This window comes from Streptomyces sp. NBC_00158 (assembly GCF_045160885.1).
Classification (GTDB): Bacteria; Actinomycetota; Actinomycetes; order Streptomycetales; family Streptomycetaceae; genus Streptomyces.
This window is the reverse complement of record NZ_CP108161.1, coordinates 3869536-3886274: the sequence shown is the minus strand read 5'-3', so window position 1 is coordinate 3886274 and position 16739 is coordinate 3869536. Positions and strand designations below refer to the sequence as shown.

General features: G+C 71.0%; 14 protein-coding genes. 6 read left to right on the top strand and 8 right to left on the bottom strand.

Annotation, left to right across the window (positions count from 1 at the left end; all coding sequences use genetic code 11):
* Window positions 1–402: 402 nt before the first annotated feature.
* Together OG553_RS17940 and OG553_RS17935 are read left to right on the top strand one after the other, a co-directional pair.
* Window positions 403–1590 carry a pyridoxal phosphate-dependent aminotransferase gene (locus tag OG553_RS17940; RefSeq protein ID WP_405979945.1) on the top strand — a complete coding sequence of 396 codons (1188 nt, stop codon included), beginning with the start codon at window positions 403–405 and terminating at the stop codon, window positions 1588–1590.
* An 8-nt stretch (window positions 1591–1598) separates the two neighbouring features.
* The gene (locus OG553_RS17935) at window positions 1599–2753 is read left to right on the top strand and encodes a glycosyltransferase family 39 protein (RefSeq protein WP_405979944.1); all 1155 of its coding nucleotides are present in this window, start codon (window positions 1599–1601) and stop codon (window positions 2751–2753) included.
* A 21-nt stretch (window positions 2754–2774) separates the two neighbouring features.
* Here OG553_RS17935 and OG553_RS17930 read toward each other — a convergent pair whose 3' ends face one another.
* A complete protein-coding gene (locus tag OG553_RS17930) occupies window positions 2775–3314 on the bottom strand; it encodes a YbjN domain-containing protein (protein WP_405979943.1) in 540 nt (179 codons plus the stop codon).
* Window positions 3315–3424: 110 nt separating this feature from the next.
* A complete protein-coding gene (clpB, locus tag OG553_RS17925) occupies window positions 3425–6025 on the bottom strand; it encodes an ATP-dependent chaperone ClpB (RefSeq protein WP_405979942.1) in 2601 nt (866 codons plus the stop codon).
* 178 nt (window positions 6026–6203) lie between these two features.
* Here clpB and OG553_RS17920 point away from each other — a divergent pair, with 178 nt between their 5' ends.
* Entirely contained in the window at window positions 6204–6608 is a 405-nt protein-coding gene (locus tag OG553_RS17920; protein WP_405979941.1) for a pyridoxamine 5'-phosphate oxidase family protein, read from the top strand.
* A gap of 142 nt (window positions 6609–6750) precedes the next feature.
* On the opposite strand, the gene OG553_RS17915 is transcribed toward OG553_RS17920, so the two are convergent.
* Window positions 6751–7065, bottom strand: a complete 315-nt coding sequence (locus OG553_RS17915; protein ID WP_030228709.1) for a hypothetical protein — start codon at window positions 7063–7065, stop codon at window positions 6751–6753.
* Window positions 7065–7262 (bottom strand): hypothetical protein, encoded by a 198-nt coding sequence (locus OG553_RS17910; protein WP_405979940.1) that lies wholly within the window; start codon window positions 7260–7262, stop codon window positions 7065–7067. The genes OG553_RS17915 and OG553_RS17910 overlap by 1 nt, the downstream gene beginning before the upstream one ends.
* A gap of 115 nt (window positions 7263–7377) precedes the next feature.
* Between OG553_RS17910 and OG553_RS17905 the strand changes: the two genes are divergently transcribed.
* Window positions 7378–8409, top strand: a complete 1032-nt coding sequence (locus tag OG553_RS17905; RefSeq protein WP_405979939.1) for a helix-turn-helix transcriptional regulator — start codon at window positions 7378–7380, stop codon at window positions 8407–8409.
* A gap of 126 nt (window positions 8410–8535) precedes the next feature.
* Here the strand turns inward: OG553_RS17905 and OG553_RS17900 are convergent, their stop codons facing one another.
* From OG553_RS17900 to dnaK, 4 genes are read right to left on the bottom strand one after another with little or no spacing between them, the layout of a single operon-like run.
* On the bottom strand, window positions 8536–9003 hold the full coding sequence (locus OG553_RS17900; protein WP_125813228.1) for a heat shock protein transcriptional repressor HspR: 468 nt from the start codon (window positions 9001–9003) through the stop codon (window positions 8536–8538).
* Window position 9004: 1 nt separating this feature from the next.
* Complete coding sequence (gene dnaJ, locus OG553_RS17895; RefSeq protein ID WP_405979938.1) at window positions 9005–10180, bottom strand: molecular chaperone DnaJ; 1176 nt, start codon at window positions 10178–10180, stop codon at window positions 9005–9007.
* Between the two features lie 39 nt (window positions 10181–10219).
* Window positions 10220–10885, bottom strand: a complete 666-nt coding sequence (gene grpE, locus OG553_RS17890; RefSeq protein WP_125813230.1) for a nucleotide exchange factor GrpE — start codon at window positions 10883–10885, stop codon at window positions 10220–10222.
* Window positions 10885–12729 (bottom strand): molecular chaperone DnaK, encoded by a 1845-nt coding sequence (dnaK, locus tag OG553_RS17885; protein WP_405979937.1) that lies wholly within the window; start codon window positions 12727–12729, stop codon window positions 10885–10887. Before dnaK ends, grpE begins: the two co-directional genes overlap by 1 nt.
* Before the next feature lie 305 nt (window positions 12730–13034).
* Between dnaK and OG553_RS17880 the strand changes: the two genes are divergently transcribed.
* Both OG553_RS17880 and OG553_RS17875 read left to right on the top strand, forming a co-directional pair.
* On the top strand, window positions 13035–13640 hold the full coding sequence (locus OG553_RS17880) for a sugar transferase (RefSeq protein WP_405979936.1): 606 nt from the start codon (window positions 13035–13037) through the stop codon (window positions 13638–13640).
* A gap of 110 nt (window positions 13641–13750) precedes the next feature.
* Window positions 13751–16729, top strand: a complete 2979-nt coding sequence (locus OG553_RS17875) for a heterodisulfide reductase-related iron-sulfur binding cluster (RefSeq protein ID WP_405979935.1) — start codon at window positions 13751–13753, stop codon at window positions 16727–16729.
* Window positions 16730–16739: the final 10 nt, after the last annotated feature.

Sequence of the window (16739 nt, the reverse complement as noted above, 5' to 3'; positions counted from 1 at the left end):
GCGGTTTCCGTACACGACGTGGATCGCGGAGGACGGACCACGGCCCGCGGCGCACGTACCAGTGTCAGCTGGACCCGCAGCCTCCGCCACCGCAGGAGGACGACGACCCGCACGACGAGGAGGAACCGCAGGACGAGGAGTCCCCGCCCCCGGCCCACCAGCCGCCCCCCGAACCACCGGATCCGGACCCGCTGCCGCCCGATCCGCCCAATCGCGCCACCAGGACGACGAAGCCCACGACTGCCAAACCCACGAGAATCAGGACGAGGGACACGGCCCCGCCTCCTTCCCCACACCCCGGTCACCCGGGTCGCGGTACCCCCGTGGCCCGCGTGCAGGGGGGATGCCCCCAGGCCAACGCCTCGAAAGCACACTTGAGCAACTCCAGAGGTTCCCCCGAGGATGGCGCTCATGAGCGCACCCGCGGGCAACAGCAGCCGCCCCTTCCTCAACCGCAGCCTCGCCGCCTTCGGCACCACGATCTTCGCGGAGATGTCGGCACTGGCCGCCCGCACCGGGTCGATCAACCTGGGCCAGGGCTTCCCCGACACGGACGGCCCCGCCGAGATCGCCGAAGCCGCCGTACGCGCGATCCGCGACGGCCGCGGCAACCAGTACCCGCCCGGCCCCGGCATCCCCGAACTGCGCACCGCGATCGCCGCCCACCAGCAGCGCTTCTACGGCCTGTCCTACGATCCGGACACCGAGGTCCTCGTCACCGCGGGCGCCACCGAGGCCATCGCCGCCTCCCTCCTCGCCCTCCTCGAACCGGGCGACGAGGTCATCGCGCTGGAGCCGTTCTACGACTCCTACGCCGCCTGCATCGCCATGGCCGGCGCGGTCCGCGTCCCCCACACCCTGCGCGCCCCGCACTTCCGCCCCGACCTCGACGCCCTGCGCGCCGCCGTCACCCCGCGCACCCGGCTGCTCCTGCTCAACACCCCGCACAACCCCACGGGCACCGTCCTGACCCGCGAAGAGCTGACCGCCATCGCCGAACTCGCCGTGGAACGCGACCTCCTCGTCGTCACGGACGAGGTGTACGAGCACCTCGTCTTCGAGGGCTCGCACGTGCCACTGGCCTCCCTGCCCGGCATGCGCGAACGCACCGTCACCATCTCCTCCGCCGGCAAGACCTTCTCCTTCACGGGCTGGAAGGTCGGCTGGATCACCGCCCCGCCCGCGCTGGTATCGGCGGTCCGCTCGGCCAAGCAGTTCCTCACCTACGTCTCCTCCGGCCCCTTCCAGTACGCCGTGGCCGAGGCCCTCGCCCTGCCCGACTCCTACTTCGAGGACTTCCGCGCGGACCTCGCCGCCAAGCGCGACCTCCTCTCCGACGGCCTCGCCGCCGCCGGCTTCGAGGTCTTCCGCCCGCAGGGCACGTACTTCATCACCACCGACGTCTCGCCCCTGGGCGAGAAGGACGGGCTCGCCTTCTGCCGCGCCCTGCCCGAGCGGTGCGGGGTCGTCGCCATCCCGAACCAGGTCTTCTACGACGACAGGTCCGCCGGGGCCACCCAGGTCCGCTGGGCCTTCTGCAAGCGGACCGACGTCCTGCGGGAGGCCGTGGAACGCCTCCGCCGGCTCTGAGGCCCGGCATGGACGTGACGAGGACGAGACCGGTCCCGCCCGCCCCCGGGCGGACCGGACGAAGACGGGGGACGGCCTGGTCGGCCGGGGTCGCGCTCGGGGTGTTCGCCGCCGTCCGCGGGGCCGGGGCGCTGGTCATCGCACTCGGCGCCTGGTGGTCGGGCCGGAGCCCGGTGAAGGTGCTCGGCGGCTCCTGGGACTCCTTCTGGTACCTCTCCATCGCCGCCGACGGATACGGCCGCACCCACATGTGGCCCGCCTCCGACTCCATCCAGAGCGACTACGCCTTCTTCCCGCTGTACCCGCTGCTCGTGGACCTCACCGGCGGCGGCCCCGTCGCCGGGCTCGTGGTGTCCTGGACGGCCGCGGCGGCCGCCGCCGTCGGCGTGTACCGGATCGGGGAGCTGCTGCTCGGGGCGCGGGCCGGGGTGCTGCTCGTCGCGCTGTGGGCCTCGCTGCCGCACGCGGTGGTCCTGACCCTCGCCTACACCGAGCCCCTGCTGTGCGCGCTGGCCGCCTGGTCGCTGTACGCCCTGCTGCGGGAGCGGTGGATGTGGGCGGCCGCGCTGGCCGCGCTCGCCGGGCTGACCCGGCCCACCGGGATCGCCGTCGCCGCCGCCGTGACCGTCGTGGCCCTGCGGGAGCTGCTGGTACGGGGCAACCGCGCGCCCGAGGTGTGGGCGGCCGGGCTGCTGGCGCCCGCGGGCTGGGCCTCGTACGTCGTCGCCGTCGGGGCGCGCCGTCACGACCCGCTCGGCTACTTCACCGTCCAGCGGCAGTGGGGCTCGCGCTTCGACTTCGGGGGCGGGACCCTGGAGACGGCCTGGAAGGTCCTGTCCGGGGGGCCCGTGACCGTTCCGGTCGGGGTGACGCTGGCCGTGCTCGCCGCCGCCGGGCTGCTGGCGGTGCTCGCCGTGCTGGACCGGACGCCGCTGCCGCTGCTCGTGTACGCCGGGACGCTGCTGGTGATCACCTTCGGCGGTGCGGGCTTCTTCGAGTCGAAGCCGCGCTTCCTGCTGCCCGCGTTCCCGCTGCTGCTGCCGGTGGCGGCCGCCATGGCGAGAGCCCGGCCGCGCACGGCGATCGCGGTGACCGCCGGCCTGGCCGGGCTCTCGTACGGCTACGGGGCGTACCTGCTCCTGATGGCGAAGGTGCCCCTGTAGGAGCCGTGAGCAGGGGGACGGCTACTCGCCGTCCTCCTCCTTCTTCTCCTCGCCCTCGGCGGAGTCGACTTCCTTCTCCAGGCCGAGCTGCTCCAGCAGCCACTTGTCGAACTCGATCGACGCGCGGACCCAGCTGACCGTGGAGGACACGAAGTGCTCCAGGCTGACGCCGGTGCCGATCAGCATCTGCGCCTCGCCGATCAGGCGGACGGAGCCGTCGTCGTGCGTGTGGCTGTAGACCTTCGGCCACAGGGTGCGGCGGTTCCAGTCGTCGATCGACTCCAGCAGCTGCGGCTTGTCGTCGATGGCGTGGGGGCGGTCGTAGAAGGTCCGCACGGAGAAGACCTGCTGCTCGTCCTCGCCGCGGAACATGAAGTAGGTGCGGAAGTCCTCCCACGGCGCCGCGAGGTCACCCTCGTCGTCGACGACGTACTTCAGCTCCATCTGCTCCAGGAGCTGCTTGACCAGTTCCTGGTCGGGGACGACGGGGCCCGCCGGTCCTTGGCCTTGCGGTTCGGGCTGACCCCCGAAGTTCGGAATCGAGGCCGGGTCGATGCTCACCGTGTACTTCCCTTCGTGCGGATACCGCCATCCTCCCCCATCGCGCCCACCCCGTGTCCAGCCCCGGACCGGCGATCCGCTCCGGGCGGACACGGGGGGCCGCGCGGCCCTTACAGGGCCCGGCCGACCAGCAGGTCCTCGCCGGCCACGTCGACCCGTACGGTGTCGCCTTCGCGGACCTCTCCGGAGAGGATCTCCTTGGCGAGGCGGTCGCCCACGGCCGTCTGGATCAGGCGGCGCAGGGGGCGGGCGCCGTACGCCGGGTCGTTGCCCTTGTCCGCCAGCCAGGCCAGGGCCTCGGGGGTGACGTCCAGGGCGAGCCGGCGGTCGGCGAGGCGCTTGGCGAGCTTGGCGATCTGGAGCTCGGCGATGTGCGCCAGCTCGTCGCGGGTCAGCGCGGAGAAGACGACGAGGTCGTCGAGGCGGTTGAGGAACTCCGGCTTGAAGCTCGCCCGGACCACCTCCAGGACCTGCGCCTTCTTCTGCTCGGCCGGGGTGGCCGGGTCCACCAGGAACTGGCTGCCCAGGTTCGAGGTGAGGATCAGGATGGTGTTGCGGAAGTCCACCGTGCGGCCCTGGCCGTCGGTGAGGCGGCCGTCGTCGAGGACCTGGAGCAGGATGTCGAAGACCTCGGGGTGGGCCTTCTCGACCTCGTCCAGCAGCACCACGCTGTACGGGCGGCGGCGGACGGCCTCGGTGAGCTGGCCGCCCTCCTCGTAGCCGACGTAGCCGGGAGGGGCGCCGACGAGCCGGGCCACGCTGTGCTTCTCGGAGTACTCGGACATGTCGATGCGGACCATGGCCCGCTCGTCGTCGAAGAGGAAGTCCGCGAGGGCCTTGGCCAGCTCCGTCTTGCCCACGCCCGTCGGGCCCAGGAAGAGGAAGGAGCCGGTGGGGCGGTCCGGGTCGGCGATGCCGGCGCGGGTGCGGCGCACGGCGTCCGCGACGGCGCGCACGGCCTCGCTCTGGCCGATCAGGCGGCGGCCCAGCTCGTCCTCCATGCGCAGGAGCTTCTGGGTCTCCCCTTCGAGGAGCCGGCCGGCCGGGATGCCGGTCCAGGCGCCGACCACGTCGGCGATGTCGTCGGGGCCGACCTCGTCCTTGACCATGGCGTTCTTGGAGTTCTTCGAGGTCTCCGCCGCGGCCTCCTCCTCGGTGGCCTCCGCCAGCTCGCGCTCCAGCTGCGGGATCTCCCCGTAGAGCAGCTTGGAGGCGGTGTCGAAGTCCCCGTCGCGCTGGGCGCGCTCGGCCTGCCCGCGCAGGTCGTCCAGGCGCTCCTTGAGCTCGCCGACGCGGTTGAGGGACTGCTTCTCCTTCTCCCAGCGGGCGGTCAGGCCGCGCAGCTCCTCCTCCCGGTCGGCGAGGTCCTTGCGGATCTTGTCGAGGCGTTCGATCGAGGCCGGGTCGGACTCGTTCTTCAGCGCCAGCTCCTCCATCCGCATCCGGTCCACGGAGCGCTGGAGCTCGTCGATCTCCACGGGCGAGGAGTCGATCTCCATGCGGAGCCGGGAGGCCGCCTCGTCGACGAGGTCGATGGCCTTGTCGGGCAGGAAGCGGGAGGTGATGTAGCGGTCGGAGAGGGTCGCGGCGGCGACGAGGGCGCTGTCGTTGATGACGACCTTGTGGTGGGCCTCGTAGCGGCCCTTGAGCCCGCGCAGGATCGCGATGGTGTCCTCGACGGTGGGCTCGGCGACCAGCACCTGCTGGAAGCGGCGCTCCAGCGCCGGGTCCTTCTCGATGCGCTCGCGGTACTCGTCCAGGGTGGTGGCGCCGACCATGCGCAGCTCGCCGCGGGCCAGCATGGGCTTGAGCATGTTGCCCGCGTCCATGGCGGAGTCCCCGCCGGCGCCGGCGCCGACGACGGTGTGCAGCTCGTCGATGAAGGTGATGATCTGGCCCTCGCTCGACTTGATCTCGGCGAGGACGGTCTTCAGGCGCTCCTCGAACTCGCCGCGGTACTTGGCGCCGGCCACCATCGCGCCGAGGTCGAGGGAGACGAGCCGCTTGCCCTTGAGGGACTCGGGGACGTCGCCCTTGACGATGCGCTGGGCCAGGCCCTCGACGACGGCGGTCTTGCCGACGCCGGGCTCGCCGATGAGCACCGGGTTGTTCTTGGTGCGGCGGGAGAGGACCTGGACGACGCGCCGGATCTCGTGGTCGCGGCCGATGACCGGGTCGAGCTTGCCGTCGCGGGCGGCGGCCGTGAAGTCGGTGCCGAACTTCTCCAGGGCCTTGTACTGGCCCTCCGGGTCGGGGGTGGTCACCCGCCGTGCTCCTCGTGCGTTCTGGAAGGCGTCCAGCAGCTTCTTCGCCGTGGCGCCCTGGGCGGAAAGGACCTCACCGGCCGCGCCGCCCTTGGCGGCGACGGCGATGAGGAGGTGTTCGGTGGAGAGGTACTCGTCGCCGAGGCGGCCGGCCTCCGCGTCGGCCTCGGCCAGTACGGCGAGCAGGTCGCGGCTGGGCTGCGGGGGCGCGACGGTGGAGCCGGTGACGCTGGGCAGGGCGGCGAGCAGCCGCTCCGCCCCGGCGCGGACGGCGGCCTGGTCGGCGTCGGCGGCGACCAGCAGGTCGACGACGTTCTCGTTGTCCTCGCCGGCGAGCAGTGCCAGCAGCAGGTGCGCGGGGGTCAGGTCGGCGTGGCCGTCCTTGACGGCCCTGCTCGTGGCCGCGTTCAGGGCGTCGCGGCTCTTGTTGGTCAGCTCGGCGTCCACTCTCGGTGTCTCCTCTCCGGCGGGCGTACGTGACTCGTCGCACCCGGCTGGCCGGATGCTCACTCTGACAGATTCAGCATCTGCAAAGTTGAGTCTATTCCACTCAAGGCTCTTCTCGGGGCCATTCTCCCGACCGACCCGCCCGGTCCGGCGGGTACGCGGGCGTACGCTTCGGCCCATGTCCCATGACGTACTCAACCCGACGCCCGAGTACCTCGCCTTCTGGCGGGAGCGGCACGTCTGCACCCTGACCACCCCGCGCCCGGACGGCACGCCGCACGTGGTGCCCGTGGGCGTGACCTACGACCCGGAGGCCGGGCTGGCACGGGTGATCAGCAACAAGCACAGCAAGAAGGTCCGCAACGTCCTGGCGGCGGCCGGCGGCGGCGCCCGGGTGGCGGTCTGCCAGATGGAGGGCAGGCGCTGGGCCACCCTGGAGGGGCGCGCGGTGATCCGTACGGACGAGGCCTCGGTCGCCGAGGCCGTGACGCGCTACGCGGAGCGGTACGGGCGGATGCCCTCGCCCAACCCGGACCGGGTGGTCCTGGAGATCACCCTCGACCGGGCCATGGGCCGGGCCTGAGCCGGAAGACGCGGCTCAGGGTGATTGTCCGGTTCAACCACTGGACGCGGACATCACAACGGCGCCATCGTGGTCAGGTCCACGATGGCGCCGTTGTGTGGGGGTAGCACCTGGAGCGATTTGCAACGACGGGGGAATCGCCTCAGGCACTGCGGGGGGTGGCGGTGGTGATATCGGGCTCGAACAGCTGGTGGTCACGCTGGTCGAGGTTGACGAAGACCATGCCGTACCGCACTTCGCAGCGGACGGGCTGCGGTGCGCCCCGGGGGCGGCGCAGACAGCGGTAGGCGCGGACGTCCTCGTCCTCCTCGCGCACGACGACGATCGGCTGGCCGAAAAGAGTGACCATCAACGAATCGCCGGCGTAGGGGATCGCCGTGGCGAGGTCTATGAACTGCCATCCGGAGCGGTAGGCAGAGGCCATTTCGCGACGAAAGTCGCGGTCGTCGGGGGTCATCAGGAGGCCTTCGCAGGGGCCGCGTCCCAGCCGAGGTCCGCGGGGCTGGAGTCCCAGCCGAGATCGCTCTTGCCCATGGACTCGACGTGCGCGGCGGCACTCGCCTGAGCACTTCCCGCGTCGCCGCCGTTGCCGGCTACGACTGCTCCAATGACCGCGACGACGGAGAAAACAACGGCAAGCGCCGAGCGAAGCATTCTCTTATACATGGTCGGCTTCGTCCTCACTTGATGGAATCCTCTCCCCCGCACTGTCAGACGATGGCTCATTCAGGCACGTCAGTGCCACAGGGACGATGCATCATGTTCTTACATGTTCAGGACCCTGGGGGGTGGAGAATTGGTAAGAAGCGAGACAAACCCGACACATCCCCACCCCGTCACGGCGATGTGCGCCGAGGGCGCGCGACTGTACGCGGCGGCCCTGAGCACCGGTCGCGTCGCACGCGGCGAGGTCCAGAACGCCCCCTGCCTGCTCGAATTCGCACTCCTGCGACCCGACCCGGATGACGCCAACCAGCTGCGCGCGGTTCCCCCGTCCGTCGCCTTGGCGCAACGGCTCCATCCGCTCGAACGCGAGATCCAGGAACGCCGGCGCACCGCCGTAGATCTCACCGACACATTCGAGCCGTTCCTCACCATCAGCGCCCAGACCCCCTCCAACACCCACGCCATCACGGTCCTGGAGGGGATCGACCAGATCAACGCGGCACTCGACCTGGCCACCGCCGAGTGCCACACGGAGGCCCTGACCGTCCAGCCGGGCGGGGCCCGGTCCACGTTCGTCCTCAGCGAGGCCCTGGAGCGCGCCACGCCGCTGATCGACCGCGGGGTGAGCATCCGGACGCTCTACCAGCACACGGTGCGGCACAGCCAGGGGACGCTCGCCTACGTGGACCGGATCTCCGCCGGAAAGGTCGAGATCCGCACGCTGGAGGAGCTGATAGAGCGTCTCATGATCTTCGACCGCACGGTGGCCTTCATACCCGCCAGCGACGACCGGAGCGTGGCCCTGGAGCTGCGGCACCCGGGGCTGGTGGACTACCTCATCAAGGTCTTCGAGCAACTCTGGCGCAGAGCGGTGCCGTTGGGCGACGAGGTCACGTACACGCACAACCCGGATGGTATCTCCGGAGTGCAGCGTTCCATCGCACAGCTGCTGATCGAGGGCCACGTGGACGAGGCGATCGCCCGCCGGCTGGGAATGAACGTACGCACCTGCCGCGCGCACATCGCGAAGCTGGCCGCCGCCCTCGGCAGCGGCAGCAGGGCCCAACTGGGCTACCTCATCGCCCAGTCCGGGATCCTGCACGGCTCGAACCCGGCGCAGCTCCCCGAGGGCTGACAGAGGCCCCCAGGCGGCCGCGAGGGGCCCCGGGCGCCCGGGACGTACGGAAAAGGCCCCGCCGGGCCCCTCCCGTGCGGGAGGGGCCCGGCGGGGCCTTCACGGCGTGGTCCGGGGGCGGGCCGGTCAGTCGCCCGGACGCTTGGTGGGGCGCCAGACGACCAGCGCGCTGCCCGGCACCGGCGGCTGGTACGGGACCAGGTCGCGGCGGTACGAGGCGTGCACCTGGGCCTCGCGGGCCTGGAGGGCGGCGGCCGCCCCGTCCACGGCGGCGGACAGCTCGGCCACGCGCTGCTGGAGCGCGGCCACCTGGTTCTCCAGTTCGATGATCCGCTTGATCCCGGCCAGGTTGATGCCCTCGTCCTGGGACAGCTGCTGCACCGTGCGGAGCAGTTCGATGTCCCTGGCCGAATACCGCCGGCCGCGGCCGGCCGTACGGTCCGGGGAGACCAGGCCGAGGCGGTCGTACTGGCGCAGGGTCTGCGGATGCAGGCCCGAGAGCTGGGCGGCCACCGAGATCACGTAGACCGGGGTCTCGTCGGTGAGCTGATAGGCCCCCTCGCCGAAGCGGGGCTGTCGTCGGCGGCCGTCCATGTCATGCTCCCTTCGCGGACTCGAACAGGAGGGCACGCGGGTCCTCGGACCCGGTCGCGTCCCGGTACATCTCCAGGGCCTCGCGGGCCTTGTCGGACAACTCCGCCGGAACCGCGACCTCCACCGTGACGAGCAGGTCGCCGCGGGTGCCGTCCTTGCGGACCGCGCCCTTGCCGCGGGCCCGCATGGTGCGGCCGCCGGGGGTGCCCGGGGGGAGCTTCAGGGTGACCGGGGGGCCGCCCAGGGTCGGCACCTTGATGTCGGCGCCCAGGACGGCCTCGGCGAAGGTCACCGGGACCGTCACCGTGAGGTTGTCGCCCTTGCGGCCGAACACCGGGTGGGTGCCGACGTGCACCACCACGTACAGGTCGCCCGCCGGGCCGCCGCGCTCGCCCGGTGCCCCCTTGCCGCGCAGCCGGATCCGCTGGCCGTCGGAGACGCCCGCCGGGATCCGGACCTGCATGGTGCGGGAGGACTTGGCGCGCCCGCTGCCCTTGCAGACCTCGCAGGGGTTCTCCGCGATCAGGCCGCGGCCCTTGCAGTCGGCGCAGGGGTCGGTCAGCGAGAAGCCGCCGCCGCTGCCCCGGGAGACCTGGCCGGTGCCGACGCAGGTCGGGCACACGCGGGGCGTGCCGTTCTTGTCGCCGGTGCCCGAACAGGCCTTGCAGGGGGCCTGCGAGGACATCCGCAGCGGCACGGTCGCGCCGTCCACGGCCTCCGTGAAGGAGAGCGTGACCTCCGACTCGACGTCCTGGCCGCGGCGCGGCTGGGTGCGGGTGCCCGCACCGGGGCCGGCGCCGCGGTTGAACAGCCCGCCGAAGACGTCGCCCAGGCCTCCGCCGAAGCCGCCCTGGCCGCCCTGCTGCGTACCTCCGAACAGGTCGCCCAGGTCGAAGTTGAACGAGCCGCCGCCGCCCGGACCGGCGCGGAAGCCGCCGTTCCCGAACAGCGCGCGGGCCTCGTCGTACTCCTTGCGCTTCTTGGCGTCGCCGAGGACGTCGTTCGCCTCGGAGATCTCCTTGAAGCGCTCCTCGGCCGAGGCGTCGCCCTTGTTGGCGTCCGGGTGGAACTCGCGGGCGAGCTTCCGGTACGCCTTCTTGATCTCGGCCTCGGTGGCGTCCTTCGGGACACCGAGGACCTTGTAGTAGTCCTTCTCGACGAAGTCCTTCGTGCTCATCCCCGGTGTCCCTCCTCTCGGATCCCTACATGGTGTGCGTCAGCCCTTGTCGGGGGCATCCGTGTCCTTGTCGGACGGCGTGTCGCCGTCACCGGACTCGGACTTCGCGGCGGGAGCCGCCCCCGGCTGGGGCTCGGCCACCGCGACCCGCGCGGGGCGGATCGTGCGCTCGCCGATCCGGTACCCCGGCTGCAGGATCGCCACGCAGGTCGTCTCGGTGACGTCCGGCGCGTACGAGTGCATCAAGGCCTCGTGGATCGTCGGGTCGAAGGGCTCGCCCTCCTTGCCGAACTGCTGCAGCCCCATCTTGGCGGCGGCGGTCTCCAGCGACTCGGCCACCGACTTGAAGCCGCCGACCAGCTCGCCGTGCTCCCGGGCCCGGCCGATGTCGTCCAGGGTCGGGAGGAGCTCCGTCAGCAGGCTCGCGACCGCGATCTCCTTGACGGCGACCCGGTCCCGCTCCACGCGGCGACGGTAGTTCTGGTACTCGGCCTGGAGCCGCTGGAGGTCCGCGGTGCGCTCGCCGAGCGCGGTGCGGGCCTGGTCCAGCTGCGCCAGCAGCGCCACGTCCTGAGCCTTGTCCCCGGCCGGGGCCGCCTCGTCCTCCTTCTTGGAGGAGTCGGCGGCCTTCGGCTCCGCGTCGTCAGCGCCGGCGCCGGTGGGGACTTCGGGCTTCTCGTCGAAGCCCGGGGTCTCCTCCGACATCAGGCAGCGCCGCCCTTCGGCTTCTCGTCGTCGACGATCTCGGCGTCGACGACGTCGTCGTCGGCCTTGGCCTGGCCCGCGTCACCCGCGCCGCCGGCGGCCTGGGCGGCCTGGGCGTCGGCGTAGATGGCCTGGCCGAGCTTCTGGCTGACCGCGGCGAGCTTCTCCGTCGCGGTGCGGATCTCGGCGGCGTCGTCGCCCTTGAGCTTGTCCTTCAGCTCGGTGACGGCCGTCTCGACCTCGGTCTTGACCTCGGCCGGGACCTTCTCCGCGTTGTCCGCGAGGAACTTCTCCGTCTGGTAGACGAGCTGCTCGCCCTGGTTGCGGGACTCGGCCGCCTCCTTGCGGCGCAGGTCCTCGTCCGCGTACTGCTCGGCCTCCTGGCGCATGCGGTCGACCTCGTCCTTGCCGAGCGAGGAGCCGCCGGTGACGGTCATCTTCTGCTCCTTGCCCGTGCCAAGGTCCTTGGCCGTGACGTGCATGATGCCGTTCGCGTCGATGTCGAAGGAGACCTCGATCTGCGGGACGCCGCGCGGGGCCGGCGGCAGGCCCGTCAGCTCGAACATGCCGAGCTTCTTGTTGTACGCCGCGATCTCGCGCTCGCCCTGGTAGACCTGGATCTGCACGGACGGCTGGTTGTCCTCGGCCGTCGTGAAGATCTCCGACCGCTTGGTCGGGATGGTCGTGTTGCGCTCGATGAGCTTGGTCATGATGCCGCCCTTGGTCTCGATGCCGAGGGACAGCGGGGTCACGTCGAGGAGCAGGACGTCCTTGACCTCACCCTTGAGGACACCGGCCTGGAGGGTGGCGCCGATGGCGACGACCTCGTCCGGGTTGACGCCCTTGTTGGCGTCCTGGCCGCCGGTGAGCTCCTTGACGAGCTCGGCGACGGCCGGCATGCGGGTGGAGCCGCCGACCAGGACCACGTGGTCGATCTCGGACAGCGCGATGCCGGCGTCCTTGATGACGTTGTGGAACGGGGTCTTGCAGCGGTCGAGCAGGTCCGCGGTCAGCTGCTGGAACTGGGCGCGGGTGAGCTTCTCGTCCAGGTGCAGCGGGCCCTCGGCGGAGGCCGTGATGTAGGGCAGGTTGATCGAGGTCTCCGTGGAGGAGGACAGCTCGATCTTCGCCTTCTCGGCGGCCTCGCGCAGGCGCTGGAGCGCCATCTTGTCCTTGGACAGGTCGACGCCGTGGCCGCTCACGAACTGCTTCACCAGGTAGTCGACGACGCGCTGGTCCCAGTCGTCGCCGCCGAGGTGGTTGTCACCGTTGGTGGCCTTGACCTCGACGACGCCGTCGCCGATCTCCAGGAGCGACACGTCGAAGGTGCCGCCACCGAGGTCGAAGACGAGAATGGTCTGGTCGTCCTTGTCGAGGCCGTACGCCAGGGCGGCGGCGGTCGGCTCGTTGACGATGCGCAGGACGTTCAGACCGGCGATCTCGCCGGCCTCCTTCGTCGCCTGGCGCTCGGAGTCGTTGAAGTAGGCAGGAACGGTGATGACCGCGTCCGTGACCTTCTCGCCCAGGTACGCCTCGGCGTCGCGCTTCAGCTTCTGCAGGATGAAGGCGCTCATCTGCTGCGGGTTGAAGTCCTTGCCATCCAGGTTGATCTTCCAGTCAGTGCCCATGTGGCGCTTGACGGAGCGGATGGTCCGGTCAACGTTCGTGACCGCCTGGCGCTTGGCCACCTCGCCGACGAGGACCTCGCCGTTCTTGGCGAAGGCGACGACGGACGGCGTGGTCCTGGCACCCTCGGCGTTGGTGATGACGGTGGGCTCGCCGCCTTCGAGAACGCTGACGACGGAGTTAGTGGTGCCCAGGTCGATGCCGACCGCACGTGCCATTTCGATTCCTCCAGCTGACTTGAGTGGAACAGGCTCAAGAATGCCGTAACGCTGCGCTGGCGTCAACAGAGGTGAGTCGAGGCGACTCAATCTTTAGGCTGCCCTTACGCTCAGGGGCGCCTCCCCTGACGCCCCGGGCACCCCGGGCAACCGCCCCAAACCCCGGACCTGCGCCCCAGGCGGGCGCCGCACACCCGGCGCCGCGCGACCGCAGCCCCACCGGGCCGCACCCGAACGGGTTCCCGGTGGAGCCCACGGCCGCGCGGCGCGCCGGGGGGCGGACGGGCGTCCGGCAGCGTGCTGGCATGCCTCTGCTGCGCCTCCCCACCGCCCGGCCAGGGCCGCGGCCGCGCCTCCTCACCACCCGGCCGGGGCCCCGGCTGCGGATGCTCCGGATCCGGATCCCGGCGCAATGGCCGGCCAGGCCACCGGCCAAGCGGGTGTTCGACCTGATCGGCACGGCGGCCCTGCTCGCGGCGGCGGCCGTGCCGCTGCTGCTGACCGCCGCCCTGCTCTACGCGGCCACCCGCACCCCGGCCCTCGTACGCGAGCCCGCGCTCGGCCTCGGCGGGCGCCCCTTCCGCGCCTGGCGGCTGCGCACGGAGGGCGCCGGCCGGACCGGCGCGCTGGTGCGGCGGTGCGCACTGGAGGGGATGCCGCGGCTGCTCAACGTGGCCCGCGGGGAGATGTCGCTGGTCGGGCCGCGTCCCGAGGCCCGTACCGACCACCCGGAACGTCTGCTCGTACGTCCCGGAATGACCGGATTGTGGCAGGTCAGCGCGCGTTCCGACCTCCCCTGGGAGGAGATGGCCCTGCTGGACCGGCACTATGTGGAGAGCCATTGGCTGGGGATGGATCTCGCGATCCTCGCGCAGACCCCTCGGGCGGCCTACCGACAGAGGCATGCCTGAGCGACACAGATCACCGCACGCTCACCTACAGTGCGGCGCGGGAACTGGGTAACCTCAAGCCTTGACTCAATAAGTTACCGCTTAGTAAGTCCCGCCCGAGGAGCCCTCCCATGCAACTCGCCGCGATCATCGTGTCGCTGGTCCTGACCGTGGTCGGCGTCGCGCTGATCGCCCGAGCCGTGGCGCAGATCTACCGGTTCGTGAAGCTCGGCCAACCCGTACCGGCGGGCAGCCGCACGGACCGCCCGAAGGACCGAACGATCACCCTGGTCAGGGAGTTCCTCGGCCACAGCCGGATGAACCGGTGGGGCATCGTCGGCTTCGCGCACTGGTTCGTCGCCATCGGCTTCCTGACGCTGCCGCCCACCCTGGTGCAGGCCTTCGGCCAGCTCTTCCAGGCCGACTGGCTGCTGCCGATCGTCGGCGACTTCCTGCCCTTCGAGCTCTACACCGAGTTCATCGGCGTGATGACCGTCGTCGGCATCGTCGTCCTGATGGTGATCCGCCTGCTCAACCTTCCCTCGCGGGCCGGTCGCAAGTCCCGCTTCGCCGGCTCGAAGGCCTGGCAGGCGTACTTCGTCGAGTACGTGATCCTCACCATCGGCCTCGCGATCCTCGCGCTGCGCGGCCTTGAGGGCGCGATCCACGGCGTCGAGTCGTACGAGCCGGCGTACTTCGCCTCGTACCCGCTGGTGCTGGCCTTCAAGGGGCTCTCCTTCAGCGGCATCCAGAACGCCATCTACTTCACCGCGATGGTGAAGATCAGCGTCTCCTTCATCTGGATGATCACGGTCTCGCTCAACACCAACATGGGTGTGGCCTGGCACCGCTTCCTCGGCTTCCCGAACATCTGGTTCAAGCGCAACGCCGACGGTTCGACGGCGCTCGGCGCCCTCCAGCCGATGACGAGCGGCGGCAAGGAGATCGACTTCGAGGAGCCGGGCGAGGACGACGTCTTCGGCGTCTCCCAGGTCGAGCAGTTCTCCTGGAAGGGCATCCTCGACTTCTCCACCTGCACCGAGTGCGGCCGCTGCCAGTCGCAGTGCCCCGCCTGGAACACCGGCAAGCCGCTGTCCCCGAAGCTCCTGATCATGTCGCTGCGCGACCACGCGCACGCGAAGGCCCCGTACCTGCTCGCGGGCGGCGGCAAGACGATGGAGGGCGAGGAGAAGGCGACCGCCGAGCAGCTGGCCGGCGTCCCGGCGGCGGCCCTGGCCGAGGCCGAGCGCCCGCTGATCGGCACCGCCGAGGAGAACGGCGTCATCGACCCGGACGTGCTGTGGTCCTGCACCACCTGCGGTGCGTGCGTGGAGCAGTGCCCGGTCGACATCGAGCACATCGACCACATCGTCGACATGCGCCGCTACCAGGTGATGATCGAGAGCGCGTTCCCGTCGGAGGCGGGCACGATGCTCAAGAACCTGGAGAAGAAGGGCAACCCCTGGGGCCTGGCCAAGAAGCAGCGCGTGGAGTGGACGAAGGAGGTCGACTTCGAGGTCCCGATCATCGGGAAGGACGCGGAGGACCTCTCGGAGTTCGACTACCTGTACTGGGTCGGCTGCGCGGGCGCCCTGGAGGACCGCGCCAAGAAGACCACGAAGGCGTTCGCCGAGCTGCTGAACATCGCGGGCGTCAAGTTCGCGATCATGGGCGGCGACGAGAAGTGCACCGGTGACTCGCCGCGCCGCCTGGGCAACGAGCCGCTGTTCCAGCAGCTGGGCCAGGAGAACGTGGCCATGCTGAACATGGCCTTCGGCGAGGACGACGACGACCCGGCGACGAAGAAGCCGAAGTCGGCGAAGCGGATCGTCTCCACCTGCCCGCACTGCTTCAACACCATCGCGAACGAGTACCCGCAGCTGGGCGGCGAGTACGAGGTCATCCACCACACGCAGCTGCTCCAGCACCTGATCGACGAGGGCCGGCTGACGCCGGTGACCCCGGTCGACGGCCTGATCACGTACCACGACCCCTGCTACCTGGGCCGGCACAACAAGGTCTACACGCCGCCGCGCGAGATCATGTCCGCCGTGCCGGGCCTGCGGCAGCAGGAGATGCACCGCCACAAGGAGCGGGGCTTCTGCTGCGGCGCCGGCGGCGCGCGGATGTGGATGGAGGAGCGGATCGGCAAGCGCATCAACAACGAGCGCGTCGACGAGGCCCTGTCCCTGAACCCCGACATCGTGTCGACGGCGTGCCCGTTCTGTCTGGTGATGCTGACCGACTCGGTGAACGGCAAGAAGAACGACGGCCAGGCGAAGGAATCCGTCCAGGTCGTGGACGTGGCGCAGCTGCTGCTGGAGTCGGTGAAGGCCCCGGAGCCGACGGAGGAGGAGCTGGCGGCGCTGGCTGCCGAGGCCGAGGCCGCCGAGGCCGCTGCCGCTGCCGCTGCCGCTGCGGAAGCCGAGGCGAAGGCCAAGGCCGATGCGGAGGCGAAGGCCGCTGCGGAGGCAAAGGCCAAGGCGGAGGCGGAAGCCAAGGCCGAGGCCAAGGCCAAGGCCGAGGCCAAGGCCGAGGCCAAGGCCGAGGCCGAGGCGGCTGCCGCGGAGGCGAAGGCCAAGGCCGATGCCCAGCCGGAGGCCGACACCGAGACCGCTGCGGACGCCGAGGCGCCTGCGGCGGAAGCGAAGGCCGACGACAAGGCCGAGGCTGCCACCGAGGCGAAGGCCGAGGACGAGCCCGCCGAGGCGCCTGCGGCGAAGCCGGAGACGGAGGCCCCCGCCGAGGCAGAGGCCCCGGCCAAGGCCGAGACGAAGGATCCGGCCGACGCTGAGGCCGAGGCGGACGCCTCTGCCCCGGCCGAGGACGCGGCTGCGGCCAAGGCGGACGCTCCCGCCGAGGCCCCGGCGAAGGCCGAGGAGGAAGCCCCTGCCGAGGCCAAGGCCCCCGCCACGGACAAGGCAGAGACCCCGGCCAAGGCCGAAACGGAGGCTCCGGCCGACGCCGAGGCCGAAACGGAAGCCCCTGCCGAGGCCAAGGCCCCCGCCGAGGACAAGGCGGACGCTCCCGCCCCGGCCGAGGACGAGGACGAGGCCAAGGACGAGGCTGCGGACGGTAAGGGCGAGGCGAAGGCCGAGACGGCCAAGTAGTCCGGCCCCC

Bases quoted from the DNA above. Each gene is read 5' to 3' on its own strand.
- OG553_RS17940 (WP_405979945.1), top strand. From the start codon at position 403: ATGGCGCTCATGAGCGCACCCGCGGGCAACAGCAGCCGCCCCTTCCTC.
- OG553_RS17935 (WP_405979944.1), top strand. From the start codon at position 1,599: ATGGACGTGACGAGGACGAGACCGGTCCCGCCCGCCCCCGGGCGGACC.
- OG553_RS17920 (WP_405979941.1), top strand. From the start codon at position 6,204: ATGTCCCATGACGTACTCAACCCGACGCCCGAGTACCTCGCCTTCTGG.
- OG553_RS17915 (WP_030228709.1), bottom strand. From the start codon at position 7,065: ATGACCCCCGACGACCGCGACTTTCGTCGCGAAATGGCCTCTGCCTAC.
- OG553_RS17910 (WP_405979940.1), bottom strand. From the start codon at position 7,262: ATGCTTCGCTCGGCGCTTGCCGTTGTTTTCTCCGTCGTCGCGGTCATT.
- OG553_RS17905 (WP_405979939.1), top strand. From the start codon at position 7,378: ATGTTCAGGACCCTGGGGGGTGGAGAATTGGTAAGAAGCGAGACAAAC.
- OG553_RS17900 (WP_125813228.1), bottom strand. From the start codon at position 9,003: ATGGACGGCCGCCGACGACAGCCCCGCTTCGGCGAGGGGGCCTATCAG.
- dnaJ (WP_405979938.1), bottom strand. From the start codon at position 10,180: ATGAGCACGAAGGACTTCGTCGAGAAGGACTACTACAAGGTCCTCGGT.
- grpE (WP_125813230.1), bottom strand. From the start codon at position 10,885: ATGTCGGAGGAGACCCCGGGCTTCGACGAGAAGCCCGAAGTCCCCACC.
- dnaK (WP_405979937.1), bottom strand. From the start codon at position 12,729: ATGGCACGTGCGGTCGGCATCGACCTGGGCACCACTAACTCCGTCGTC.
- OG553_RS17880 (WP_405979936.1), top strand. From the start codon at position 13,035: ATGCCTCTGCTGCGCCTCCCCACCGCCCGGCCAGGGCCGCGGCCGCGC.
- OG553_RS17875 (WP_405979935.1), top strand. From the start codon at position 13,751: ATGCAACTCGCCGCGATCATCGTGTCGCTGGTCCTGACCGTGGTCGGC.